Genomic DNA, 23,297 nt, shown 5'->3' with positions numbered 1-23,297 from the left:
CTTTAAAGCAATAAGCCGACCTGCGTGCGCTTGGGCAACTTGCTCACCACCAATTGATGGGAACGTTGCAGCAAGCCTTGCAGCTCTTCGGTGCCCAGCGGGTAGGGCGTTTCCATGATGACCCACTGGGCCCGGGCCAGATACGGCGCCGGGTGAATGCCCGGCCGGTCGCAATGGCCCAGGAACAGGTCCTTGTCGACTTTGAAAGCCAGGGACTGTCCTCGTAGGTTTTGCAAGGCGAACATCTTGTTCCCGGCAATCGAAAACACCCGCACGCCACCCCATTTGTAGTCCTCCCGCGCACCAGGCAGCGCCAGGCAAAATTGCGCGACGTCCTCTTCGCTCATTAATCGCGCTTTCATAACAGTCTGTCCCCACAAGCATTGAATGATTCGATCAAATGGTCGATCCAAGCGCGCACTGCTGGCATCACCCCGCGTCGATGAGGGTAGACGGCTTGCAGCCAGCCGCCCGGCAATGACCAGTCGGGCAACAGTTGCACCAGCGTGCCGTTTTCCAGCTCCTGCTCGCAATACATCATGGGCAGCACGGTAAAGCCCAGCCCGGACAGGGTACAAGCCTTGCGCACGAGAAAATCATCGACTCCCAATCGGGCTTCGAATGTCATTTCACAGGCCTTGCCATGCTGGTCGAGCATCCGCAGATGCACCAGCCGATCGGCTTCCAGGGCGCCCAGTATCGGTACGTTTTTCAAATCGTCCGGGGTTTTGATCTGCCGCTCGCGAAGAAATACCGGGCTGGCGACCATGACGGTCTGTGCCTGACGCAAGCGGCGGGTGACCAGCAATGGATCTTCATCACCCAGATCCCGCACTCTCAAGGCGACGTCGACGCCTTCGGTCACCAGATCAACCCTGCGGTTGAGCAGCATCACCTCCAGTTGCACCTGCGGGAATTTCTCCAGGAAGTTACTGATTATTCCGGGCAGCACTTCGTGGGCCAAGCCGACAGGGCAGGACACCCGCAGTCGTCCCCGGGGTTCACTGGACATGCTGGCCACTGCTTCGTCAGCCATCTCGGCCTCCAACAGCATCGCCTGACAATGCCGCAAGTAACGCTCACCGACAGCGGTCAGATTGAGTTGGCGGGTAGTGCGTTGCAGCAGGCGCGCGCCCAGGCGCTCCTCCAGCTCGGCGATGCGGCGCGACAACCGGGACTTGGGAATCCCCAGCAAACGCCCGGCCGCCGCGAAACCGCCGGCGTCGACCACCTTGGCGAAGTAATAGAGGTCGTTAAGGTCTTGCATGATTTAAATCCGATTGTTCTATCAGTGAGACGAACTATCGCATTGTTGCTGACTAATCAGCTATTGGTTTCGTCGATAGGATTGTCGCCATCAGATCGCCGGGTGGCGATCCTCACCTTGGAGATCCCACATGAAATTACTGCATATCGATTCGAGCATTCTGGGTGACAACTCGGCTTCCCGTCAGCTGAGCGGCGAAGTCGTCAAAGCCTGGCAAACCGCCGAGCCTGGCGTAGCGGTGACTTACCGCGACCTGGCCGCTGATGCCATCAGCCATTTCTCCGCCACCACCCTGGTTGCCGCCGGTACCGCCGCTGAGCTGCGCAACGCCGCGCAACAACACGAAGCGGACTTGAGCGCGCAGACCTTGGCCGAATTCCTCGCTGCCGATGCCGTCGTGATTGCAGCGCCAATGTACAACTTCACCATTCCGACCCAGCTCAAGGCCTGGATCGACCGCATTGCCGTGGCCGGTCAGACTTTCCGCTACACCGAAGCCGGCCCTGAAGGCCTGTGCGGCGGCAAGAAAATAGTCATCGTTTCGACGTCTGGCGGTTTGCACGTTGGCCAACCAACCGGCACTGCTCACGAAGACTACTTGAAGGTGCTGTTCGGCTTCCTCGGTATCACCGACATCGAGTTCGTCCGCGCCCATGGCCTGGCCTACGGTGATGAAGTGCGCACCAAAGCCATGAGCGACGCTCAGGCGCACATCAGCGAGCAATTGTTCGCTGCCGCGTAAGGCTTGCGTAAAGTCGTAAACAGCTCGGGCAATACCCTTGAAACTCTGTATTCTGGTCATCGTGATGGCCAGGTACGGAGTTTTTTGTTTCTGGCGGTGATCAGTTTCTGGCCCAGGTTATGCACCCGAGGCTTAACATCTGCGGTCAGGTAACAAGGTGGGGCATCCCATGGCGCGTCTTTGTGCAACGCTACTGATTTGCCTGCTCGGCAGCCTGAATTCAGTGCACGCCGCGCCTGCGCCGCACCCTCACTGGAGCGTCGGCTTCCATGAGATGACGTTCCTCGATCCACTGGACTTGCAGCCGATGCGCGCCATTGCCTTTTACCCGTCCAGTGAAAGGGAACACTCCAGCACGCTCGAGGGCTACACGGTCGAAGCCGGTGAAGACACCAAAGTCGCCATCGGACGTTTCCCGATGCTGATGCTGTCCCACGGCAACACCGGAACCCCGCTGGCCCTGCACGACCTCGCTACCTCATTGGCGCGCAAGGGCTTCGTGGTGGTGGCGGTGATCCATCCCGGCGACAACTCCAAAGACCATAGCCGCCTCGGCACCTTGAGCAACCTTTATGGTCGGCCGATCCAGATTTCCGAAGCCATTACCGCGACACTCAGCGACCGGATGCTCGCGCCCTTCGTCAATGCCGAGCAGGTCGGGGTGATTGGCTATTCGGCGGGCGGTGAGACTGCACTGATTCTGTCTGGTGCCACCCCCGATCTGGATCGTCTGCGCCGTTATTGCCAGGAGCGCCCGGATGATCACGATGCCTGCAATACGCAAGGCGAACTGATCGTCGACCGCGATGATTTGCAGCCAGTGGCGGACCCGCGCGTGCATGCCTTGTTATTGATGGCACCGCTGAGTCTGAAGTTCGGCCGCCATACCTTGGCCGACGTGCATGTACCGGTGCTGCTTTACAGCGGTGATGGCGACAAATTGGTGGCGTTCGACAAAAACGCCGCAGCGCTTGCGCGCAAACTGCCAACCGCACCGGACTTCAAATTGCTGGCCGGGGCAGGGCACTTCGTATTCCTGGCGCCGTGCAACGAAGAACAGATCGCCGCCATGCCGGCGCTGTGTACCGATGCCGACGGCGTCGACCGCAAGGATATTCACCGCAACATGATCTCCGAAGCCGGACGGTTCTTTTCCCATGCCTTGGGCAAACACACCCGCGCCGGCATGCAGACCGCCGATCAATAATTTCGGTAATGCAATTGTCCTGACAACCAAAAAACCATTGTGTGCGGGCTTAGGTCATTGCGCGGTGTTTCAGAAGCAAGGTCAACGCCAGTCCGGTGACCGACAACATCGCCGCGCTAAAAAAAATCCACGAATACCCCAGGTTCAACGCCACCGCCCCCATCAGCGGTCCGGCAATCGCCAGTGCCAGATCGAAAAACACCGCATAGGCACTCAAACCCGCTCCGCGACTGGAATTGGGTACTTGCTTGATGGCTTCCACCCCCAGCGCCGGATACACCAGCGACAGGCCGAACCCGGTCAGCCCAGCGCCGATCAAGGCATAACCGGTCGAGGGCGCCAGCCACAGCAGGACCAGCCCCACGGTTTCTATGGTCATGCAGGCGATGGCGGAGGTGAAGCCGCCGAAACGGCTGATGCTGGAGATGAACAACAACCGCGCCAGAATGAAACAAACCCCGAATACCGTCAGGCAATAAGCCGCGCCGGTCCAGCCAAGGCTGACGTAATACAGGGTAATAAAGGTAGTGAGCGTGCCGTAACCGATGGACGCCAGGCTCAGGCTCGCGCCGAAAGGAGCAATGCGCCCGAACACTGCCCAGAACGGCAGCCGCTCGCCGCGAATCACCGGCACCGAAGGTTTGTTGCGGATCAACAGCAGCGCCAGCAGGGCCAGTAACGACAGCGCGATCCCGAGGCTGGCGAACCCCAGCTCAGCGACCATCACCACCCCCAGTGGCGCGCCGATAGCGATGGCGCCGTACGAGGCGATCCCGTTCCAGGAAATCGAACGCGCCGTGTGCTCGGCACCGACCTGACCCATGCACCAACTGATCGTGCCGACCCCGATCAACCCTTGAGCGATGCCCAGCAACAAGCGGCCAGCGATCAGGATGATCAGGCTCAACAACGGCAAACCTTGCAGCAGGGTCGACAGCAGTGTCAGCACGCCGCTCAACGCAATCCCCGACAAGCCGTAAACAATCGCCCGCTTGGTGCCGATACTGTCCGACAGACGCCCGGCCATGGGCCGGCTGAGCAGGGTGGCCAGGTACTGAGAACCAATGGTCAGCCCCGCCACGATGGCGCTGAACCCCAACTGTTCATGGACATACCCGGGCAACACCGCAATCGGCAGGCCGATGCAGAGGAAGGCAATAAAGGTATAGAAAACGATGGAGACGATCTGCAGGGTGATCGCCATGGAGCTTTGCGGGGGCAGTTGCTGCACTGACATGAGAGCTCTTTCGCGGGCGGCGGTAGGAGAACTGCATCATGGCGTGGGCGGGGAATAAAAGGAAGCAGGCTAACTATATTGGCCTTTGAATTTTGCAGCGCTATCGAGGGCCTCTTCGCGGGCAAGCCTCGCTCCTACAGGTTATGCGCAGGAGGCCTCTTCGCAGACCCCTGTAGGAGCGAGGCTTGCCCGCGAAGGTGTCAGCACCAAAGCAAACCTTGGCCATGAAAATGCAAAAAGCCCCGTCACCAGGACAGGGCTTTTCACTTGAAGCTTGCAGCCGTCTTACATCAACACACCCTGACTACGCAGGTAGTCGTCATAGGTACCGCTGAAGTCGATCACGCCATCGGCGCTTAACTCGATGATGCGGGTGGCCAGGGACGATACGAACTCACGGTCGTGGCTGACGAAGATCAGCGTGCCCGGGTAGTTCTCCAGCGCCAGGTTCAGCGCCTCGATGGATTCCATGTCCAAGTGGTTGGTCGGTTCGTCCATCACCAGCACGTTCGGCTTTTGCAGGATCAGCTTGCCGAACAGCATGCGACCTTGCTCACCACCGGAGATGACCTTGACCGACTTGAGGATCTCGTCGTTGGAGAACAGCATGCGACCGAGAGTGCCGCGAACGATTTGTTCGCCGCCCTGGGTCCACTGGCCCATCCAGTCGAACAGGTTGCAGTCGTCTTCGAAGTCGTGAGCGTGGTCCTGGGCGTAATAGCCCAATTCCGCGGCGTCGGTCCACTTCACGGTACCGGCATCCGGGGTCAGTTCGTTGACCAGGGTGCGCAGCAGGGTGGTTTTGCCGATGCCGTTCGGGCCGATGATCGCCACGCGCTCGCCGGCTTCAACCTGGAAGCTGAAGTCCTTGAACAGTGTCTTGCCGTCGAAGCCTTTGGCCATGCGCTCAACGATGACCGCCTGACGGTGCAGCTTCTTGGTTTGCTCGAAACGGATGAACGGGCTCACACGGCTCGACGGCTTGACTTCGGCCAGTTGGATCTTGTCGATCGCCTTAGCGCGGGAGGTCGCTTGCTTGGCTTTCGAGGCGTTGGCCGAGAAGCGGCTGACGAACGATTGCAGTTCCGAAATCTGTGCCTTCTTCTTGGCGTTGTCCGACAGCAGTTGCTCGCGGGACTGGGTCGCCACGGTCATGTACTCGTCGTAGTTGCCTGGGAACAGGCGCAGCTCGCCGTAGTCCAGGTCAGCCATGTGGGTGCACACGCTGTTCAGGAAGTGACGGTCGTGGGAGATGATGATCATCAGGCTGGAGCGCTGGGTCAGAATGTTTTCCAGCCAGCGGATGGTGTTGATGTCCAGGTGGTTGGTCGGTTCGTCGAGCAACAGCACTTCAGGATCGGAGAACAGCGCCTGCGCCAGCAACACGCGCAGTTTCCAGCCCGGCGACACTTCGCTCATCGGGCCGAAGTGCTGCTCGATGCCGATACCCAGGCCCAGCAACAGCTCGCCGGCACGGGATTCGGCGGTGTAGCCGTCCATTTCGGCGAATTCGGTTTCCAGCTCGGCCACGGCCATGCCGTCTTCTTCGGTCATTTCCGGCAGCGAGTAGATGCGGTCGCGCTCGGCCTTGACCTTCCACAGCTCTTCGTGACCCATGATCACGGTGTCGATCACGGTAAATTCTTCGTAGGCGAACTGGTCCTGACGCAGTTTACCCAGACGCACGTTCGGCTCGAGCATGACCTGGCCTCCGGACGGCTCGAGGTCGTTACCGAGAATTTTCATGAAGGTCGACTTGCCGCAACCGTTGGCGCCGATCAGGCCGTAGCGGTTACCGGCGCCGAATTTGACCGAAACGTTTTCGAATAGCGGCTTGGCGCCGAACTGCATCGTGATGTTAGCTGTGGAGATCAATTACTTTACCTATCAATGGGTTGCGAGCTGCGCAATTGGCGCTTAGGCCATTCCTGGGGCGTTCTGGAGTTTCTTTCCATCTCTCCCCAGTCACCGCTAGAGTTCAACCAGCGCGCATAAGTCGAGAGCAGCATCTGGACGCGGTGTCCAAGCTGTTGGGCAATAAAGGCGGGATTCATGCCAGACATTGCGCATATTGTCGCATAAGTGTGACGGCAGTTGTACGGTGGGCGATAACGTGTCGCACGCTTCTTCAAGGTCCGGCCCCGGTTTGTGCAGAACCGGGGTCTGGCTGGGAGGTCGTTCATCCTGGATAGGCAGGGGAGCGTAGAGCTACCTCAATGTTATTTTTGTTCAGCGTTGTGTTCGGGACACTTGGCGTGGCTCTGGGTAAAGTCAGCACTGCTTGCCCGGCCTGGTGTGTTTTCAGAAGGATTGCTGAATGGCCAGCACTTGGTCAGGGTGGGCACCTCTTCAGATTCGTCTCTCCATACCACGCGTGACAGCAGAAAGTGGGGAGGGGTCTATTCTTCTTCGTCAGGGCTCGGGTTTCCGGGCGCGCTGGCGCTTCGTCTTGCAGATACTCTTCCTGGTTCTCGCCCAAGACGCGCTCCTCGCCCGCCGTTACGCTGGGAAGCAGGCAACGTGAGCACGCAAATGGTCTCTCATCATGGGTGGGATCAAAATGAAACTGATTTTGGTGATGCTTGTTGTGGGTCTGTTGGCTTGGAAGCTTTCCCCTGAATTACAGTCCTGGACTGCGGCTCAACTATCGACCCCCAAAGAAATCGTTAGAGTCGTGACTGTGCCGAAGCCTGTTTCAGCGCCATTCAAATGTGATGGACGCAAATACTGTTCGCAGATGACCTCGTGCGCAGAGGCCAAGAACTTTCTGCAAAATTGCCCGGGAATGAAAATGGACGGTGACAACGACGCAATCCCCTGTGAGTCGCAGTGGTGCCGATGACTATTTTCCGCTCAGCGTCAGGCTTGATGGTTTAATGATAGAAATTCTTAAAGGAGAGAGTGCTATGGATAAGGCGTTTCGAAACCCGATGTTTCTGACTGGGCTGCCAATGGCTATCTGCGGTCTCGCTATCACTGCGCCTGGTCTATGGATTCCCGGCCTGGGTTTAATGGTGGTCGGTTGGGCAAAGGGAAATAAACGAGCTTGATCGAGCATCACGACATGGTTTTTGCGCAAGGCTGGACCGTGCAGATCACCTCTTCAGGCAGTGACTATAAAGTTGTCGCTGTCTGCCCACTGTAAACAACTCGCTGGCAGCGGTTGAAAGTCTGGCTTTGCCGCACGTTGAACGGCGTGCGACAAGCCGGCGACTGACCAGGTCGAGACTCAGAGCAAGTACCCAGCGGTTTGTCCGAGATGGTTATCCTGCCCTCCAGTAATGAGGTGCAGTGGAATGTGTTGTTGTTCATCGATAGACGGGATTTCGAAACTTCCCACTATTTGAAGGTGTCGCTCATTCAGCCCGCTCGACTCTTCTTCTTTTGCCTTAGCCATTCTCGCGTGGTTCGCTGCGATTTCATTGAGAGTTGACACGTTACATCTCCCGGTGACTGACCAAGCGTATCGCTGGAGTCCTAGCGTTAATTTAAATGCCGCCGCGTCAGAATTATGTCGCTCTGGGGCTGCTAGGTCCGGCCTTTGCAAAGCCTAAGCCAGACGGGGCCGCGTATTGAGTGTCGTGTTTACATATTCGACGGATGGTGGTATGGCATGGGGCTACTATCGGGAGAGCGGTTCGCATTACCGGCCGAGCCGCGCTACTAAGTGGACACATTTTCACAGTTGAAGGTTAACTATTAGTTACAAGGTATGGCTAAAATGCCATCTTTCGACCTCATGCCGTCCATCGGCATGGCTCAAGAACTCGCCATCGGGACGCAGTTTGTTCACTTCTGACGTGTGACGATTTTCGTGAAACTTATCATTGCCGCTATTTATGTCATCTCCGTCGCGTATGTTCACTTGCGCGGTAAGGTGCGCCACAAATTAGGCCGTCAGTTAAGCGACCACTCGACGTTTCTGGCGCCGATCAATTGCTTCCTTTATCTGTTCTCCAAAACGCCGAACAAGCCTTATCTCAATCCGGCGGACTTTCCCGACTTGAGCCCTTTGCAGGCTCATTGGGAAGAGATTCGCGCCGAAGGCCAGAATCTGCTCAAGGCTGGGGAGATCAAGCGTTCGAATCAGTATGACGACGTTGGTTTCAATTCTTTTTTCAAAAGTGGCTGGAAACGTTTCTATCTCAAATGGTACGGCGACAGTCACCCGTCGGCCGCAAAGCTCTGCCCGCGTACGACTGAACTGGTGCAAAGCATCGGCTCGATCAAGGCCGCGATGTTCGCCGAACTGCCGCCGGGTTCGAAACTGGTCCGTCACCGCGATCCATATGCCGGTTCTTACCGTTATCACTTGGGGCTGGAAACGCCGAACGATGCCGGTTGCTACATCAACGTCGACGGTGAGAACTACCATTGGCGCGACGGCGAGGCCGTGATGTTCGATGAGACTTTCATTCATTACGCCGAAAACACCACTGCGCAGAACCGCATCATTCTGTTCTGTGACATCGAGCGGCCGATGAAGTATCGCTGGGCGGCGGCGTTCAACCGTTGGTTCAGCCGTACGGTGATGGCGGCGGCGGGCGCGCCGAACGATGCGGGCGACAAGGTCGGTGGCATCAACCGCTTGTTCGCCAAAATCTACAAGATTCGTCTGCGCGGCAAAGCGCTCAAGAAGCGTAACCGCACTCGCTACTACCTGGAGAAATGGGCGGTTTTTGCTGGGTTGTTGGCGATTTTTGTTTTGATCTGAGTTTTGCGTTGTGGCGCATGACGCCATCGCGAGCAGGCTCGCTCCCACCTTTGATCTTTGTCGTTCACAAGACCCAATGTGGGAGCGAGCCTGCTCGCGATGGGGCCGAGATTCACACCACCTGACTCATGGATGTCCCCGTCATCAGTCAGCCGCGAGAATGCTTCGTGGCTTTTTTGTCTGCGCTCGTTTTGGCTTTTGCCGCGGGTTTACCGCCGCCCTTGCCACCAAGACTGCGTTTGAGCAGTTCGGTCAGATCGATAACATCGGCGGTTTTACGCACCTCTTCACCCGTCACGGTTTCGACATCTTCGATCTTGCCTTCATTCGCCTTCTTCTCGACCAGCGCCATGATCTTGTCTTCGAAACTGTCGCGGTACTCTTCGGGCGTCCAGTCGGCACTCATGTCCTCCACCAGCCGTTTGGCCATCTCCAGCTCGCCTTTGGCCAGATCCGGCTTGGTCACTTCACTGCCCAGTTCCAGTTGAGCAATGCTGCGCACTTCGGCGGGCCAGCGCAGCATCACCAGCACCATGGCTGATTCCAGCGGCATGAGGGCCGCCAGGTGCTGGCGCGAATGCAACACCACGCGGGCCAGGGCGACCTTATCGGTTTTGCTGAGGGTTTCGCGCAACAGCGCATAGACCTTGCCGCCGCGTTTGTCCGGCGCCAGGTAGTAGGGCGTGTCGATGTTTTGCAGAGGGATCTGCTCGCTGGCGACAAAGGCAAAAATGTCGATGGTCTGAGTCGAGAGTGGATGAGCCGAGCGAATCTCCTCTTCACTGAGCACCACGTAACGTCCTTTTTCGTACTCTATCCCTTTGACGATGTGCTCTTGGGTGACTTCCTTGCCGGTGGCCTTGTTGATGCGCTTGTAGCCGACCGGGTCCATGCTGCGACTGTCGAGCCATTTGAAATCGATCCCGCGCGAAGACGTCGCCGAAACCAGCGCCACGGGAATGTGCACCAGACCGAAACTGATTGCGCCTTTCCAGATTGCCCGTGCCATCATCGTGACCTCGTCGTTGATGTTCAGGTGACCTGTGGCCAAGGGCAAAAGTTTCAGTCGGCGGCGGCCCGGTCCTGCGGGCGGATCGGCGGTGCGGTTAACTCGTGTTACATCTTGTGGGGGAGGTTTTAGTTAACAAATCCGAACCCTGGGCGTAGCGTGGCTCTATTCATCCATGAAGCGTGGCAGGCTTTTAGAGAGGTCCTCATGAACCGATGTGTGCTCGGCGTCATCGCGATGGCATTGAGTGGTGTGCTAAGCCCTTTGGCTCTGGCAGACGTCGCATCGCCGTCCTCGCCCTTGCTGCTGGCGCAGAACCTGCCGGGCAGCAACAACAATCCCTATAACAGCCCGATTCGCAGGGCCAATCCCAACAGCATGCAAGGCACGCAACCCAACATCCCGGTAATCCGCGGGCCAAACACAGTGCCTGTGCCACGACCGCCAACGCTCGATAACGGTGGTATCGGCAACCGCTATCCGCAAGATCGAACGGCTCCCACCGGCCAACCGAAATTCATTCCCAATCCACCGCCCCGGGACTCGAACCGCAACTACCGTTGAACGGCAGGACAGAGGTCTTGCCAGCCATTTTGACGACAAAAGGAATCGTGCATGTTGCGTAAAACCCTCTTGGCCACTTTCTGTGCCAGCGCATTATTTACAGTCACGGCGCCCGTTTTCGCGGCGCCGACACAGGATTTTAAAAGCGAGCAGGGCACCCTTGAACTCACGCCCATCGTTAAAGGCCTGGAACACCCCTGGGCGCTGGCGTTTCTGCCCGACCGCCAAGGGATGCTGGTGACCGAGCGGCCCGGCAACCTGCGGCTGGTCAGCGCCGACGGCAAACTTTCGGGGCCGATCAATGGCGTGCCTCAGGTCTGGGCCAAGGGACAAGGCGGATTGCTCGACGTGGTGTTGTCGCCCGATTTCAAGCAAGACCGCATGGTCTATCTGTCTTACGCCGAAGGCGGTGGTGAGGGCGGCAAGGCCGGCACGGCGGTCGGTCGCGGACGGTTGTCGGAAGACCTGACGGCCATCAAGGATTTCAGGGTGATCTTCCGTCAGGAGCCCAAGCTCTCGGTCGGCAATCACTTCGGCTCGCGACTGGTGTTCGACCGCGACGGTTATCTGTTCATCACCCTGGGCGAGAATAACGACCGGCCCACGGCGCAGGACCTCGACAAGCTGCAAGGCAAGATCGTGCGGCTCTATCCGGACGGCAAGGTGCCGGAAGACAATCCCTTTGTCGGGCAAAAAGGCGTTCGCCCGGAAATCTGGTCCTACGGCCATCGCAACCCACAAGGCGCGGCGCTCAACCCCTGGAGCGGCACGCTCTGGGAAAACGAGCACGGCCCCCAGGGCGGTGACGAGATCAACGTCATCGAACGAGGCAAGAACTACGGCTGGCCGCTGGCAACCCACGGCATCAACTATTCCGGCCTGGCGATCCCGGAAGCCAAGGGCGAAACCGCCGAAGGCACCGCGGGCCCGCACCACGTCTGGGAAAAATCCCCCGGCCTCAGCGGCATGGCTTTCTACGATGGCGATCGCTTCAAGGCCTGGCAGCACAACGTATTTATCGGGGCGCTGGTGAGTCAGGAGCTGATTCGCCTGCAGTTCGAAGGCGACAAGGTTGTTCACGAAGAGCGGTTGTTGGGTGAACTCAACAAACGGATTCGCGATGTGCGGCAGGGGCCGGATGGTTATTTGTATGTACTGACCGATGAAGATGACGGGGGGCTGTACAAGCTTGGCCTGAAGTAATACGCATAACCTGTGGCGAGGGGGCTTGCTCCCGCCGGGGGGCGAAGCGCCCCCATGCAATCGACTGCTTCGCACTCGAACGGGAGCAAGCTCCCTCGCCACAGGTTTACTCACGCCGATAGAGAATCACCGCAGCCCGCAGCTTGCCTCGTCCGAAACTGCACATTTTGTCGAATTTTCCATGGCTGACCGGCAAGTGCTGGCAGTCCATCGGCTGACGATGCTGGCTGTGATCCACATCCGGATCGTGCAGGTAGACGAACTCTTCATCGCAATCGGTGACGATCACCCAGTGCGGCGCCTTGGAACGGGTCAGGCGATAGCTGCTGATCAATACCAGCGGCTGTCCGCCATCGTGCAGTAACCGTGGCAGATCCAGTGGTCCGCCGATCATTCGTTCCACGTCGGTGGCTTGCAATTGCGTCGTGAACACCTCGTGTACCAGGCGCATTACGTCTTTCTTATGCGTATCGCGCACGCCGTCGAGAAACAGCGGCCCGGCCATGCTCAGTTGCAGCCGCACCCGAAAGCCACGCCGCCACGCTGCCAGCGCCAGACCTTGAGGGCTGCAGCCACCGTGTCCAGACGTCATGAACACCGTGGTCGCCTCGCGCCAGATTTGCAGTTCTTCGCCGCGCTCCAACGCTCGATCGTCTTGCAGCGCGCCCATGGCCATCAGCAGGCAGGCCGGGCCACAGGTGAACTCGGTGGTCTGCGGGTAGTAAGGCACCTTGATGTTGCGTGAATCGCGGTGCTGGAGGATACGTTTTTCCAGGCGCAGCGCGTCGGCATGGTCCTGGTAATAGTCGTGAATCAGCGCAAAACGCCGGTAGCCGTTACGCTCATACAGAGCAATCGCCGTTGGATTGTCGATGCGCACTTCCAGCCGCAGGTAGGCGCAGTCATGTTCAATGGCGCAGGCCTCGACACGTTCGAGCAACTGCTTGCCCAGTCCACTGCCGCGAGCATCAAGGGCTATCGCAATCGAGTACAGGCGCGCCAATGAAGTGCCCCGGTGAAACAGCACCACCGCATAGCCCACTAATTGCTCGCCACGTTGGGCCACCAGCAATTGCCCGTGAGCCCGAATGATCATCCATTGAAAACTGCGACTGTTGAGCCGGTCCGTGGTGAAACATTGCTGTTCGAGTGCCAGCAGTGACGGTATATCTTCAACTACCGCCAAGCGAAAAACAGGATTCATATAACCGCCGTAAAAGTTGCGTAACGAAACGGGACTTTAAAAAAAGTTCGTGCTTAATAGGAAAGGTCTTGTTCTTAAAATGGATCAATCACTATGTCAGCGGTACAAGGTCATTGGCGCGAAGTATCTGAGCAAAAGTTGCTAACAGCAATAATTTCTGAAAACTATTTGAATGGCTCGATCAGAACTTCCAGCCAGCTGATGATCATCGTCGAACGCAAGGAAGACTGGGCCTCCTATTTCCCCAGTGAAGACATCGTCACCGCCCAGGAATACCTCGAACAGACCCGCGACAACGAGCAGGGCAAGCGGGTTCAGGTGATCAACCTGTGCCGCAGCTACAAGTACCTCGGGCACGGTTATTACTGCTCGCTGCTGGCCGAAGCGCGGGGGCACAAGGTTATTCCGTCGGTGCGGACCATCAGCGAACTGACCCGAAAATCCCTGTATGGCCTGGCCCTGGATGATCTGGATAAAACCCTGGAAAAGGCCCTCAGCAATCATCTTTACAGCGATACCGAAGGATTTACCCTGACACTGTATTTCGGCAAAACCTCTATCGAGCCATTACAGGATCTGGCTCGACAGTTGTTCGAGGTTTTTCCATGTCCGATATTGCTAGTTGAGTTTCGTCGAACTAACGGCTGGCACATCGAAGGTGTAAAGTTTGGCGCCTTGCATAAGTTGCGTGAAGATCAGGAAGATCAGTTCGCTAATGCGCTCGACAGTTTCAGTCGCAAGATCTGGCGCATGCCGCGCTCCAGGCGATTGGCCCGTTATGACCTGGCCATTCTGCACGATCCGCAAGAAGCATTGCCGCCCTCCAATCCCAAGGCTTTGGACAACTTCGTCAGGGTTGGCAAGACGCTAGGCATCGACGTCGAGCTGATTGAACGCAAGGACTACGCCCGAATCGCCGAATACGACGGGCTCCTGATCCGCGAGACAACGAGCGTTGACAGCCACACCTACCGCTTCGCCAAAAAAGCCGAGAGCGAAGGTTTGGTGGTGATGGATGACCCGGCATCGATCCTGCGCTGCACCAACAAGGTTTACCTGACTGATTTGCTCAAGAGCCATCAGCTGGGCATGCCCGCCACTGAAATCCTCTACAAGGAACGACCGGAAGATTTCGAGCGGGTAGGCGAGCGTCTGGGGTTTCCACTGGTATTGAAGATACCCGACGGTTGTTTCTCAAAGGGCGTCATCAAGGTCGAAAGCCAGCAAGCCTTGCTTGAAGCCACCGCCGAACTGTTCGAACACTCGGTGTTGCTGCTGGCCCAGGAGTTTTTCTACACCGAATACGACTGGCGCATTGGCGTGCTCAACCGCAAGCCGATCTTTGCCTGTCAGTACTTCATGTCCAAGGGCCATTGGCAGATCTATAACCACAAAGCCAAAGGCCAGGACATCAACGGCGAATGCCGCACCCTGGCGGTTCACGAAGCGCCGCGAGCGGTGGTTGAACTGGCGGTGAAAACCGCGAATCTCATCGGCGACGGCCTCTATGGCGTCGACCTCAAACAGTCCGGCGACAAAGTGGTGGTGATCGAAGTCAACGACAACCCGAACATGGACGCCGGCATCGAAGACGCCTACTTGCAGGACGATTTGTATTCCTTGGTGCTGGAAGAGTTTGTCCGTCGGCTGGAGCTCAAGCGCCGCGGCCAGGCCTGGTGAGCGGCCGATGATCAAAAGCTTTGAACTGAGCCACGGCGCCCTGCGAGCGGTCGAACGGCTGGACGCCGACGTGATGCTGTTCAGTAACCCCGATGCGGCCGAGCGGGATCTGTTGCACAGCCATTTCAAGCTCGATGAACACGCTCTGGCCTCGGCCCTGGACCCCGACGAGGTGTCGCGCATCGAGTTCCACCCCGACAACCTGTTCCTGATCTGGAAACGCCCGGAAAACTACTCCGGCGGCGGCAGCCTGGCCTTCGAAGTGTCATCCTGCGGCTTGCTGTTTTCCCCGGGGCGTCTGCTGGTGATCGCCACCGATGACTCTCCGCTCAGCGGCCTCGGCACGCGGCAGTCACTGAAGACGCCACTGGATGTGTTGCTCGACCTGTTGTTCAACAACATTCACCACTATCTGGGGCACCTCAAGGTGATCAAGATGGTTGCCCGGGAGCTGCAACAAAAATTCAATGCCTCGATGCAGAACCAGCATCTGATCCAGATGTTCAACCTCAGCGAAAGCCTCATCTATTACATCAACGCCATTCACAGCAACGGCGCGGTCCTGACCCGGCTGCGTAATCATGCGGCGAAGGAACACTTCAGCCCTGAAGCCATTGGTTTGATCGACGATCTGATTATCGAGAACAACCAGTGCTACAAGCAGGCGGAGATCTACTCCACGGTGTTCTCCGGGCTGATCGACGCGCGCGGCAACCTGATGAACAACAGCATGAACAACCTGCTGCGCAAACTGACGTTGATCAACGTGGTGTTTCTGCCGTTGAACCTGGTTGCGAGTATTGGCGGCATGTCCGAGTTCAGCATGATGACCGCCGGTACGCCGTGGTGGATTTCCTATCCGTTGTTTCTGACGGCGATGATGCTGGGGGCGGGGGGGATGGTGATTGGTCTCAAGCGCCTGGCGAAGTGACTTCGGCGGCTGTCAGCTCGCGAAAGCAATCTCAACAGCACAACAACGCCTGGATCAGGCCTCGCCAGAGTTTTTCCGCTCCTGAAGCCCCCGCACCACCAGATACAACAACGGCCCGACCGACACAAAAACCGCCGTCACCACCAGATAGGGAACCACCGACAATCCCGACTGCCCACGCTTGCGCGCATCCTTGTACATCCAGATACCGACAAGGGTCGCCAACAGGTAAAGATCAATCACCACCTGCGCAGTATCGGGCCGCGACATCAGGCTGATGCCGAAATCGAGCAGCGACTGTTCTGCCTGCAGCATCACCGAAACGGTGTAGCCGGCGAAGGCGATCAGGGCGATGAGGGGCAGGGCGACAGACTTCATGGTTTCCTTCCTTGGGACAATGAGCAGAATCGCCAGCCTACAGCGGCCGTTGAAAATTGGCCATTGACTTGCCATCAGCCTCCGGCTAATTTCCAGCCATGACTTCCACCGTATTGCGCTGCCAGCCAAGCATTATTACCGCCATTCCTTATTTGGCGGGCTAGCTCACGACTGCAGCACCCAACCCGCCCTAGAGGCGGGTTTTTACTTTCTGTCTCTGGTGCTCCGATCAACGTCAGGAGACGACCATGAGCAGCACCCCCGCCCAGCAACGCTTGCTTGAGCACTACGTGAAAAAGATCCTCGCCGCGCCGGTTTACGAACTTGCCGTGCGCACGCCGTTGCAAGCGGCGCCGGCCTTGTCCGAGGCGTTGGGCAATCAGATCCTGCTCAAGCGCGAAGACTTGCAACCGACCTTTTCCTTCAAGGTCCGTGGCGCCTACAACAAACTGGTGAACCTGAGCGATGGACAGAAGGCTCGTGGCGTGATCACAGCCTCGGCGGGCAATCATGCCCAAGGCGTCGCGTTGGCGGCCCGCGAGCTGGGGATCGGCGCAACCATCGTCATGCCCTGCACGACGCCGGAATTGAAGGTGCTCGGGGTTCGCAGCCGGGGAGCCGATGCGCTGCTGCACGGTGAGAGTTTTCCGTTTGCCCTGGAATACGCGCTGAGCCTGGCACAGCAAACCGGCTGCACCTTTGTCTCGCCCTTCGACGACCCGGACGTGATCGCGGGGCAGGGCACCGTCGCCATGGAAATCCTGCGCCAGCACCAGGGGCCGCTGGACGCGATCTTCGTTCCGGTGGGCGGCGGTGGCTTGATCGCCGGCATCGCCGCGTACGTCAAATACCTGCGCCCTGAAATCCGCATCATCGGCGTCGAGTCGGAACATTCCGCTTGCTTGCAGGCCGCATTGCGGGCCGGCGAACGGGTCGTGCTGCCAACCGTCGGCACCTTCGCCGATGGCGTGGCCGTCGCTCAGATCGGCGTCCATGGTTTCGAGATCTGCCGGTTTTGCGTCGATGAGGTACTGACCGTCAGCAACGACGAACTCTGCGCCGCGATCAAGAACATCTACGACGATACCCGCTCGATCACCGAACCTTCCGGCGCCCTGGCCGTGGCCGGGATCAAGCAGTACGTGGCACAAACCGGCGCGCGAGGGCAAACCCTGGTGGCCATCGATTCCGGAGCGAACATCAATTTCGACAGTTTGCGGCATGTGGCCGAGCGCGCCGCGTTGAGCGGCGCCCCGGTGTGAGGGACGGACCAGTTATTCCTGAACGGCTTTCTCGACATGACTCGACGCCGACCAGATCCGGTAGCGCACTTCGACATCCTTGGGCACGTAGAGCACGATTGGCAGCTTGCTGTTGTAACGCAGCCTGAAACCGTCACCGACCACCGGTACGAAGTCCTTTTTGCGCTTGCCATCGGGGCAGGCCATTAGCGTACTCATCGGGCCGGTGACTTTCTCCAGCCGGTAAAACGGGTAACCCCAGCCCTCTAGGTTCTTTTCTTCAAGCATGCCGCCCAGACGCTGACGGTTGCAGTCCACGGTCAGGGTCTTGCCGGCAAGAATTTCGACCTGATAACCGTCTTCCTGTTGTTGCGGGGCGAGGTGAATGACCTGGCGGGTAAAACCGCTCTCGGGCTTGGGATACGGCGCGACGTCTTCGAGGGTAGCGGCGTGGACTACGCACGACAGAGCGGCAACTATCAGCCCGACGGTCGTGTTAAAGGGCAAAGTACCCATGATGCCTCCTTGCGTGTGTGTGGGGTCAGCGGATACTGAATGGATGGGCCGCATTCTCACTGCCGTCCTCAGCCAATGCAAACCCGTCACCGGGGTGTTTGCAAAATGCAGGTCTTGAAACAGTCCTTTCTTGCATTTTGCCCGAGTCTTTTTATTGCCATCCCCGCCAAACCCTTGATTTGCCGACGAGGCGCAGAGCGAAATCCTGGGCATGTTTTATGCTGTAGCTGTCTTGAGCTGACCGTGATTCCTACCCAGTCAGTGCTAAAACAAGAAAACGGTCGGACGTTGGAACAATGAAGCCCGCACGGAAGAAAAAGAACGGGCGATTTGAGCTCCGACCGACATTGATTTTCGATTGGCAATCTCACCATAACGAGAGGGTGGCCATGTTTCTTTCTGCCTTGGAACTACGCAATATCATTGAGAGCAGTTTTCTCCCAAAACGCTGTCAATGCACGCTGTCGCCGGACCTGTCGATGACCATCAAGGTGTATTCGGACGTCGAGACTGACCACCTCGATCTGATCGTCACTGGCATAGACGCCCAGCGTCTCAATGGATGTAGGGAAATCAACGACCTGATAGCCGAGTTGCGCACCGGCCTCGCGCACAACACGCACGGTCAACTGTTCATCGCGAAGTCAAAACTCCATTAACCGGCCGCTTCACCCAGTTCGACCGACAATGCACCGGGTCTGGATAAACCCCAGACCCAGTGCAAACTCAACAAAGCGCGGTGCTGAACGTCGACAGCGTGCGAAACGAGAACCGCATGGCGAATCCTTTCGACCGCGCTTAGCGCCAGAGCCCTCACAGGCCTACTGTCAGTTCTGATAGCTGCACGCGTCAGACAGTTTTTGGTACGTAATCTCCGCAGGCTTACCCGACTTGTCGATGTACTTCATGTTGGCCGTCACCACTTTGCATTCCTGCGTTTGCGGTTCAGTCAGGGAAATGACCTTGGCCACCTGCAACTGCATGCCGTAGTGATAAGGCACGGCCTGGGAGGACGACGCTTCGTCTGCCTGAGCAATCCCGGTGAACGCGGTGCAGGCGAGGGCGGTGGTTATCAGCAGTCTTCGTGTGTTCATGGCAAGTCTCCAGCGCAGAGAGGGAAGTCAGTTCGACTGAAAAACGTCGAACCTGCCGCACTGGGCGTCAGAGGGAGCTGAGGGCGTGCGGTCCAGTAAAGCTTTGGACCGTGGGGTTAAGCGATGGTTAACCGGCTTGCATGCCGCTTGTCGTGAGGAGTTTCTGACAGAGGTTTCATATCGGTAAAAAAACTGCGGGAGCTTCGGCTCGTTCCTACAAGCTTGGACGCTTTGTCGTCTTTCGGCGCTTGGCTTATAGCGATTACTGTTTGGCATCGCTGCAAAATCAGCGAACAGGTTTGGTCACCTGACTAACACTGCACATAAATGTGCCATCATTCGCCCTGCGGACTTCTATGTCTCGTAGTGCGTTGCAATGGTGGCTGTGTGCAGGACGCTTTCGGGCGAGCCGTTTGGGTGTTAGCGGTTGACCAAGCCTGTACACAGCCGCCTCCATCGTTTGGTCACGGTGCTGGCGATTACTAATTAATACTCGAGTAATTACTATGCCAACGATAAATCCGTTTCCCGATCGTTATCGTTCAATCAAAAGCGATATTACCGACTCAAACCCCTTGGTTATCGACACAGAAGCCAACCCCCAAGACATCCTCGAATCCGCTCTCCAACGCATCCGCGCCTCCAGCCAGTTACTTGAAACGCTCCACTGCCTATGCTTCAAGCATGGTGACGTTCAAGACATCCCGCACATTATCCATGCGCTTTATCTGCTGACTCAGGATGGTTGCGACCTGCTGCAGGTTGCGCAGCAGCGGATGATGGGCTGGAAGGCGCCGGCCTGACGCCACAGCATTACAAACAAGCCAGTTTCCTGTGGACGCTGGCTTGTTTGCGGGACGCACGGAAAACTAAGCCGTCCTCAGCTCACTACCACTCGCCTGAGGAATCATTGCTAGCTGGACCTCGACAGTGTTTTCTTTTTTCGCCATCCAGCGGTCGACGTTGATCTTATGTTCCGGCGCCTGGGTGGCAGAGCCGTAAATATCTTCGGGCGTCAGTTTAAGGAAACTCAAGGCATGCAGCCGTTGCCGGGCTGTATCCAACCGACCTATTTCCGCTCTCAGTAAACTTGCTTCTCGCTGGTTTGCCTGACGGTCATATTGAAAGGCGTTGTTCAGCTCGACTTCCTTCGTCTTCAAACGGTCCTGCATTTCTTGCAGTTGGTAGTAGACCTGATCGTACTCAGTCTTGGTCACCACCGTGGTTCCGCTTTCCTGGGTTTGCTGCCAGCGGCGCAATGTTGCCCAGGCGTACGGAATGTAGGAGGGCACCATGTAGTGATCACTCATGTGGAACAGTTGCTGCACAAAAGCGGCACGGTCGGGCAAGTCTCCGAACTTTTTCAATGCCTTGGTGCAGGCAGCCTCTTCGATGGAGTCGCAACCTGGATCCCAGAGAACGGCGGATTGCTCGCGTCCTTTAAACTGGACGGGCATGAAGTGGTGCAAATTACCGTGGTGCTCGTATGGCGAACCGCCCGTTCGCGACAGGCCGATAGCGAAAATAAGTGCGCCTAAAGGGGCGGGATCAGGACGCGATAGAGTTTTGCCTGTTCGCCGAGCCAGTTGTTGAGTGCGTCGCTCATGCGGCAGTCCCCAAATCACACTTGCCTTCACGGCAAGCTTCGCAAATCGGGCAGCGGATATCACCGGCTGCTCGGGCCGCTTTGGCCATGGCCATTTGCACGGCGGCCGGGACGAGCAGGGCGCCGGCCTTGTCTTTGGCGGCGGCCCATGGGATTACCGGGTCGAGAATCTGGATTCCCGTACCGGCGCCGGGAGCGCCGCCGGAGTTCACCTTCATCTCAGCCCCGCTAATCGTCACCCCGCCCGCATCAATCTTCACAAAGCTCCCGCCAGCCGTGGCCGTCAGCTCCATGCCACCCTCAATCACCACCTTCTCCCCGGCGTGGTAATGAATCTCCGTCCCGGCCTCGACTAACTGCGCCGTCCCCACTTTCACATGCTGGGTCACGCCGACAGTCAGGTGATCATCCGCCCGCGCTTCGGTCTTGCGGTCCAGATGGGTGAGGCGATGCTCTTCCACCTTGAACTCGCTGAACACGTTGGCTTCGACCGTGTCATGCCGTTCATTGCCGACGCGAATCTTCTGGTCGTGCTCGATGTTTTCATCCCAGTCGCGCTCACGAGCACTTCCATGCCGACTCGCGGGATGGCAATGCCGCCGTAGGCGTTGCCGGCCCAGCCGGTGGCAACGCGTAGCCAGCAGCTGCTGGTGTCGTTGCCCTGGCCGTCGCGGTCCCAGTGGAATTGCACTTTGACCCGACCGTATTCATCGCAGTGGGTTTCTTCACCCGCCGGGCCGGTGACGATGGCGGTCTGGCTGCCCAGCACTTTGGGTTTCGGGTGTTCCAGGGCGGGGCGGTAATGCGCGTCCCACGGCGTGGCGAGGAAGCGGTTGCGGTAGCCCTGATGGAGCTCGTCCTTGCTATGGGTGACGTCGCTGGTGATGTTCTCGCCGAGCACTTGCGGCTGTTTGCCTTCGTGGACGATTTCCAGCAGCAGCCAGAGGTCGTTCCACTCGCTGCGCGGGTGTTCGCTGAGGGCCATGAAGTGGCCGCTGAGCGTAATTTGTAGATAAGTTCACACTTCACCGGACCAATACCAAAGCGTGTCGCCCCATTTCGACTCCTTGAAGCTTGGCATGATTTCGCCTTGTTGGAAGTGGCGTCTTGAGTTGGCTTGAGCCGGGCTGAACCAATAGCCCGTTTTGCTGCAGGCTTCGCCAGCAACAATACGATTAATCTGGGAACCAATATCACCCTTATAGTTTCGAGCGTACTCAACCAAGTCTTTTGGATAAACCATATGATCTATTTTGCTGTCGTCTATACCGTACAAAAAAGCGACAGCTCCTGCTTCTATAGCCCAATAGCCGACGTAATTACCATTTTCTCCCTGCAAGTGAGTGTCATGCCATGGTGCTTGTTTAAATGCTGAGTACCATTGGTTGCAGTATTTTTTCAGATGCTTTGACGCGTCCTCTTTGCTATCTGCATAAATGGCTCGAATCAAAGATGAATACACGTCATGAAACCATTGATCTACATCGTGTCTATTCGGAAGTAGTTTGATGAGTAGATCTTCGTATAGCGTATCGTCCCCGGCGTAGCCCGCTCCATCTATTAGAGTTACAAAACGCTGAAGTAAATCAGTACGATGTAAGAGAACGCAAAATCCTATGACCTGCACACATTCTTCATATTCGTCAGGCCAGTCATTTATCGCAAGCGGAGATATATCAGGTATTTTCTGGTATTCGGCGAGTTTAGCTTGTCGAGTTTCGTACTTGACTATTAGGTCTTCAAGTAATGGTGTTAGGGCGCTTATTTCTTCTCCTGCCGTATATGTGGCGAAAAGCTTGTCAAGTGCGAGTTGCTTGAAGTGTGTCGCGCGCAGTGTCGCTTCTTCCTCGGGTGAGTCAGATTGAAAGGTATTTGTTTTGAAGAAATTAATGACCTCGTCATGCTCTTTCAAGAAATTGTTGTATTGGTACTCGCTGAAAAATTTCTGTCGTTTATTCATTTTAGTCAAGCCTCGATCTTGAGCGAGTCTAACGCGCCATGCTTTTTAGTCAGGGATTTTTTTCGCTTGTTTACGAAGCCTTTTACTTCATGTTCGGAATAATGAAAGGCCTTGTGATTTTGGTGAGCGCTTTCCTCTAGGCTTCCTAGTTGCGCACTGGCGTGTTCCTTCGGGCTCAAGCTTGTATGAAATAGAGGGGCGTAAAATAGGTGGCGGCTGTAAGAACTCATTACCTGGGCTATTAAGCTCCTTCCAAGAACGGCTTTAGAGATGTTCTTCGCGATCCACTCGCTACTCATTTGAACCAAAAGATCTCTTTTCCTTTTCGTGAAGTCTTCCTCACGTTTGGTATTAGCTGGCTTATTTTTGCCGCTGCTTACCGGGCTTTTGTTTTTGCTTTGACTAGAAGATGCATCTGATTCAATCGGTTCGATCAGTTCGCTAGGGTCAGCTATTCCAGACACGCCCAACTTCGAGCTTATGCCGGGTTTTCGAGTATTGTTAAGCTTGCGCATGAATTTAGGAGCATCTTCATCACGGCTTGCCTTTGCTTCGACAATGGCAAATTTCTTGCCTTCATTATTTGCCGGGTTAGCGCGCCAGACCGCATCGATCCCAGTCCCATTCGCACCATCCGTCAGCTTGTAAAGCACGTGACTTGCCTTGGGACTCCCCCCCGCCGAAAGCTTCCCAGTCTTACTCGCACTCGGCACACCCTCAAGCCACTTCCCATCCGCCCCCTTA

General features: G+C 57.0%; 22 protein-coding genes and 4 pseudogenes. 11 read left to right on the top strand and 15 right to left on the bottom strand.

What is annotated here, in order from left to right; translation table 11 throughout:
* Nucleotides 1–2 precede the first annotated feature (2 nt).
* Both PMI18_RS22395 and PMI18_RS22400 read right to left on the bottom strand, forming a co-directional pair.
* Nucleotides 3–362 (bottom strand): MmcQ/YjbR family DNA-binding protein, encoded by a 360-nt coding sequence (locus PMI18_RS22395; protein ID WP_007897338.1) that lies wholly within the window; start codon nucleotides 360–362, stop codon nucleotides 3–5.
* Nucleotides 359–1,267 (bottom strand): LysR substrate-binding domain-containing protein, encoded by a 909-nt coding sequence (locus tag PMI18_RS22400; RefSeq protein WP_007897336.1) that lies wholly within the window; start codon nucleotides 1,265–1,267, stop codon nucleotides 359–361. Before PMI18_RS22400 ends, PMI18_RS22395 begins: the two co-directional genes overlap by 4 nt.
* Nucleotides 1,268–1,397: 130 nt before the next feature.
* Here PMI18_RS22400 and PMI18_RS22405 point away from each other — a divergent pair, with 130 nt between their 5' ends.
* Both PMI18_RS22405 and PMI18_RS22410 read left to right on the top strand, forming a co-directional pair.
* Nucleotides 1,398–2,009: an FMN-dependent NADH-azoreductase gene (locus tag PMI18_RS22405; protein ID WP_007897334.1), complete on the top strand. Its 612-nt coding sequence runs from the start codon at nucleotides 1,398–1,400 to the stop codon at nucleotides 2,007–2,009.
* Between the two features lie 169 nt (nucleotides 2,010–2,178).
* Complete coding sequence (locus PMI18_RS22410; protein ID WP_007897333.1) at nucleotides 2,179–3,216, top strand: alpha/beta hydrolase family protein; 1,038 nt, start codon at nucleotides 2,179–2,181, stop codon at nucleotides 3,214–3,216.
* A gap of 49 nt (nucleotides 3,217–3,265) precedes the next feature.
* Here PMI18_RS22410 and PMI18_RS22415 read toward each other — a convergent pair whose 3' ends face one another.
* The 3 genes and pseudogenes from PMI18_RS22415 to PMI18_RS31470 form a co-directional block, all read right to left on the bottom strand.
* On the bottom strand, nucleotides 3,266–4,453 hold the full coding sequence (locus PMI18_RS22415; protein WP_007897331.1) for an MFS transporter: 1,188 nt from the start codon (nucleotides 4,451–4,453) through the stop codon (nucleotides 3,266–3,268).
* A gap of 285 nt (nucleotides 4,454–4,738) precedes the next feature.
* Nucleotides 4,739–6,328 carry an ABC-F family ATPase gene (locus tag PMI18_RS22420; protein WP_081499826.1) on the bottom strand — a complete coding sequence of 530 codons (1,590 nt, stop codon included), beginning with the start codon at nucleotides 6,326–6,328 and terminating at the stop codon, nucleotides 4,739–4,741.
* Between the two features lie 5 nt (nucleotides 6,329–6,333).
* Nucleotides 6,334–6,588: pseudogene (locus PMI18_RS31470) on the bottom strand (integrase); the annotation flags it as partial.
* Between the two features lie 425 nt (nucleotides 6,589–7,013).
* Here PMI18_RS31470 and PMI18_RS31725 point away from each other — a divergent pair.
* On the top strand, nucleotides 7,014–7,295 hold the full coding sequence (locus PMI18_RS31725) for an excalibur calcium-binding domain-containing protein (protein WP_007897327.1): 282 nt from the start codon (nucleotides 7,014–7,016) through the stop codon (nucleotides 7,293–7,295).
* Nucleotides 7,296–7,682: 387 nt separating this feature from the next.
* On the opposite strand, the gene PMI18_RS0129365 is transcribed toward PMI18_RS31725, so the two are convergent.
* Nucleotides 7,683–7,889 carry a hypothetical protein gene (locus tag PMI18_RS0129365; RefSeq protein WP_033036044.1) on the bottom strand — a complete coding sequence of 69 codons (207 nt, stop codon included), beginning with the start codon at nucleotides 7,887–7,889 and terminating at the stop codon, nucleotides 7,683–7,685.
* 378 nt (nucleotides 7,890–8,267) lie between these two features.
* Between PMI18_RS0129365 and lpxO the strand changes: the two genes are divergently transcribed.
* Nucleotides 8,268–9,167, top strand: a complete 900-nt coding sequence (gene lpxO / locus PMI18_RS22430; protein ID WP_033036051.1) for a lipid A hydroxylase LpxO — start codon at nucleotides 8,268–8,270, stop codon at nucleotides 9,165–9,167.
* A 148-nt stretch (nucleotides 9,168–9,315) separates the two neighbouring features.
* Here lpxO and ku read toward each other — a convergent pair whose 3' ends face one another.
* On the bottom strand, nucleotides 9,316–10,176 hold the full coding sequence (gene ku, locus PMI18_RS22435; protein ID WP_033036049.1) for a non-homologous end joining protein Ku: 861 nt from the start codon (nucleotides 10,174–10,176) through the stop codon (nucleotides 9,316–9,318).
* Nucleotides 10,177–10,383: 207 nt separating this feature from the next.
* Between ku and PMI18_RS22440 the strand changes: the two genes are divergently transcribed.
* Complete coding sequence (locus PMI18_RS22440; protein WP_007897323.1) at nucleotides 10,384–10,740, top strand: hypothetical protein; 357 nt, start codon at nucleotides 10,384–10,386, stop codon at nucleotides 10,738–10,740.
* 51 nt (nucleotides 10,741–10,791) lie between these two features.
* Complete coding sequence (locus PMI18_RS22445) at nucleotides 10,792–11,943, top strand: PQQ-dependent sugar dehydrogenase (protein WP_007897322.1); 1,152 nt, start codon at nucleotides 10,792–10,794, stop codon at nucleotides 11,941–11,943.
* 106 nt (nucleotides 11,944–12,049) lie between these two features.
* Here PMI18_RS22445 and rimI read toward each other — a convergent pair whose 3' ends face one another.
* Nucleotides 12,050–13,147 carry a ribosomal protein S18-alanine N-acetyltransferase gene (rimI, locus tag PMI18_RS22450; RefSeq protein WP_007897321.1) on the bottom strand — a complete coding sequence of 366 codons (1,098 nt, stop codon included), beginning with the start codon at nucleotides 13,145–13,147 and terminating at the stop codon, nucleotides 12,050–12,052.
* Between the two features lie 201 nt (nucleotides 13,148–13,348).
* On the opposite strand from rimI, the gene PMI18_RS22455 reads away from it, so the two are divergent.
* Together PMI18_RS22455 and PMI18_RS22460 are read left to right on the top strand one after the other, a co-directional pair.
* The gene (locus PMI18_RS22455; RefSeq protein ID WP_177319014.1) at nucleotides 13,349–14,827 is read left to right on the top strand and encodes a RimK family protein; all 1,479 of its coding nucleotides are present in this window, start codon (nucleotides 13,349–13,351) and stop codon (nucleotides 14,825–14,827) included.
* A 7-nt stretch (nucleotides 14,828–14,834) separates the two neighbouring features.
* The gene (locus tag PMI18_RS22460; RefSeq protein WP_007897318.1) at nucleotides 14,835–15,758 is read left to right on the top strand and encodes a magnesium transporter CorA family protein; all 924 of its coding nucleotides are present in this window, start codon (nucleotides 14,835–14,837) and stop codon (nucleotides 15,756–15,758) included.
* 54 nt (nucleotides 15,759–15,812) lie between these two features.
* On the opposite strand, the gene PMI18_RS22465 is transcribed toward PMI18_RS22460, so the two are convergent.
* Complete coding sequence (locus tag PMI18_RS22465; protein ID WP_007897317.1) at nucleotides 15,813–16,136, bottom strand: DUF2834 domain-containing protein; 324 nt, start codon at nucleotides 16,134–16,136, stop codon at nucleotides 15,813–15,815.
* A gap of 248 nt (nucleotides 16,137–16,384) precedes the next feature.
* Here PMI18_RS22465 and ilvA point away from each other — a divergent pair.
* A pseudogene (gene ilvA / locus PMI18_RS22470) lies at nucleotides 16,385–17,380 on the top strand (threonine ammonia-lyase, biosynthetic); the annotation flags it as partial.
* A gap of 30 nt (nucleotides 17,381–17,410) precedes the next feature.
* Here ilvA and eco read toward each other — a convergent pair.
* On the bottom strand, nucleotides 17,411–17,893 hold the full coding sequence (gene eco / locus PMI18_RS22475) for a serine protease inhibitor ecotin (protein WP_007897315.1): 483 nt from the start codon (nucleotides 17,891–17,893) through the stop codon (nucleotides 17,411–17,413).
* 389 nt (nucleotides 17,894–18,282) lie between these two features.
* Between eco and PMI18_RS22480 the strand changes: the two genes are divergently transcribed.
* Complete coding sequence (locus tag PMI18_RS22480; RefSeq protein ID WP_007897309.1) at nucleotides 18,283–18,552, top strand: DUF1652 domain-containing protein; 270 nt, start codon at nucleotides 18,283–18,285, stop codon at nucleotides 18,550–18,552.
* Nucleotides 18,553–18,720: 168 nt separating this feature from the next.
* Here the strand turns inward: PMI18_RS22480 and PMI18_RS22485 are convergent, their stop codons facing one another.
* The gene (locus PMI18_RS22485; RefSeq protein ID WP_007897307.1) at nucleotides 18,721–18,987 is read right to left on the bottom strand and encodes a DUF2790 domain-containing protein; all 267 of its coding nucleotides are present in this window, start codon (nucleotides 18,985–18,987) and stop codon (nucleotides 18,721–18,723) included.
* Nucleotides 18,988–19,493: 506 nt separating this feature from the next.
* Between PMI18_RS22485 and PMI18_RS22490 the strand changes: the two genes are divergently transcribed.
* Entirely contained in the window at nucleotides 19,494–19,790 is a 297-nt protein-coding gene (locus tag PMI18_RS22490) for a hypothetical protein (RefSeq protein WP_007897306.1), read from the top strand.
* 66 nt (nucleotides 19,791–19,856) lie between these two features.
* Here the strand turns inward: PMI18_RS22490 and PMI18_RS22495 are convergent, their stop codons facing one another.
* The 4 genes and pseudogenes from PMI18_RS22495 to PMI18_RS22505 all read right to left on the bottom strand — a co-directional run.
* Nucleotides 19,857–20,624, bottom strand: a complete 768-nt coding sequence (locus PMI18_RS22495; protein ID WP_238542592.1) for a hypothetical protein — start codon at nucleotides 20,622–20,624, stop codon at nucleotides 19,857–19,859.
* Nucleotides 20,590–21,593: pseudogene (tssI, locus tag PMI18_RS0129360) on the bottom strand (type VI secretion system tip protein TssI/VgrG); the annotation flags it as partial. The gene PMI18_RS22495 and the pseudogene tssI, both read right to left, overlap by 35 nt.
* Before the next feature lie 18 nt (nucleotides 21,594–21,611).
* Complete coding sequence (locus PMI18_RS22500; RefSeq protein ID WP_007897298.1) at nucleotides 21,612–22,553, bottom strand: PoNe immunity protein domain-containing protein; 942 nt, start codon at nucleotides 22,551–22,553, stop codon at nucleotides 21,612–21,614.
* A 5-nt stretch (nucleotides 22,554–22,558) separates the two neighbouring features.
* A pseudogene (locus PMI18_RS22505) lies at nucleotides 22,559–23,297 on the bottom strand (hypothetical protein); the annotation flags it as partial.

It is taken from the genome of Pseudomonas sp. GM102 (assembly GCF_000282555.1).
Classification (GTDB): Bacteria; Pseudomonadota; Gammaproteobacteria; order Pseudomonadales; family Pseudomonadaceae; genus Aquipseudomonas.
The sequence above is the reverse complement of the archived record's forward strand: the minus strand, read 5'-3'. Positions and strand labels throughout refer to the sequence as shown.

Coding starts and splice junctions, on each gene's coding strand:
- rimI (WP_007897321.1), bottom strand. CDS start 13,147: ATGAATCCTGTTTTTCGCTTGGCGGTAGTTGAAGATATACCGTCACTG.
- PMI18_RS22465 (WP_007897317.1), bottom strand. CDS start 16,136: ATGAAGTCTGTCGCCCTGCCCCTCATCGCCCTGATCGCCTTCGCCGGC.
- eco (WP_007897315.1), bottom strand. CDS start 17,893: ATGGGTACTTTGCCCTTTAACACGACCGTCGGGCTGATAGTTGCCGCT.
- PMI18_RS31725 (WP_007897327.1), top strand. CDS start 7,014: ATGAAACTGATTTTGGTGATGCTTGTTGTGGGTCTGTTGGCTTGGAAG.
- PMI18_RS22485 (WP_007897307.1), bottom strand. CDS start 18,987: ATGAACACACGAAGACTGCTGATAACCACCGCCCTCGCCTGCACCGCG.
- PMI18_RS22415 (WP_007897331.1), bottom strand. CDS start 4,453: ATGTCAGTGCAGCAACTGCCCCCGCAAAGCTCCATGGCGATCACCCTG.
- PMI18_RS22460 (WP_007897318.1), top strand. CDS start 14,835: ATGATCAAAAGCTTTGAACTGAGCCACGGCGCCCTGCGAGCGGTCGAA.
- PMI18_RS22455 (WP_177319014.1), top strand. CDS start 13,349: ATGATCATCGTCGAACGCAAGGAAGACTGGGCCTCCTATTTCCCCAGT.
- PMI18_RS22480 (WP_007897309.1), top strand. CDS start 18,283: ATGTTTCTTTCTGCCTTGGAACTACGCAATATCATTGAGAGCAGTTTT.
- PMI18_RS22400 (WP_007897336.1), bottom strand. CDS start 1,267: ATGCAAGACCTTAACGACCTCTATTACTTCGCCAAGGTGGTCGACGCC.
- PMI18_RS22445 (WP_007897322.1), top strand. CDS start 10,792: ATGTTGCGTAAAACCCTCTTGGCCACTTTCTGTGCCAGCGCATTATTT.
- PMI18_RS22395 (WP_007897338.1), bottom strand. CDS start 362: ATGAAAGCGCGATTAATGAGCGAAGAGGACGTCGCGCAATTTTGCCTG.
- PMI18_RS22405 (WP_007897334.1), top strand. CDS start 1,398: ATGAAATTACTGCATATCGATTCGAGCATTCTGGGTGACAACTCGGCT.
- ku (WP_033036049.1), bottom strand. CDS start 10,176: ATGGCACGGGCAATCTGGAAAGGCGCAATCAGTTTCGGTCTGGTGCAC.
- PMI18_RS22500 (WP_007897298.1), bottom strand. CDS start 22,553: ATGAATAAACGACAGAAATTTTTCAGCGAGTACCAATACAACAATTTC.
- PMI18_RS22490 (WP_007897306.1), top strand. CDS start 19,494: ATGCCAACGATAAATCCGTTTCCCGATCGTTATCGTTCAATCAAAAGC.
- PMI18_RS22410 (WP_007897333.1), top strand. CDS start 2,179: ATGGCGCGTCTTTGTGCAACGCTACTGATTTGCCTGCTCGGCAGCCTG.
- PMI18_RS22440 (WP_007897323.1), top strand. CDS start 10,384: ATGAACCGATGTGTGCTCGGCGTCATCGCGATGGCATTGAGTGGTGTG.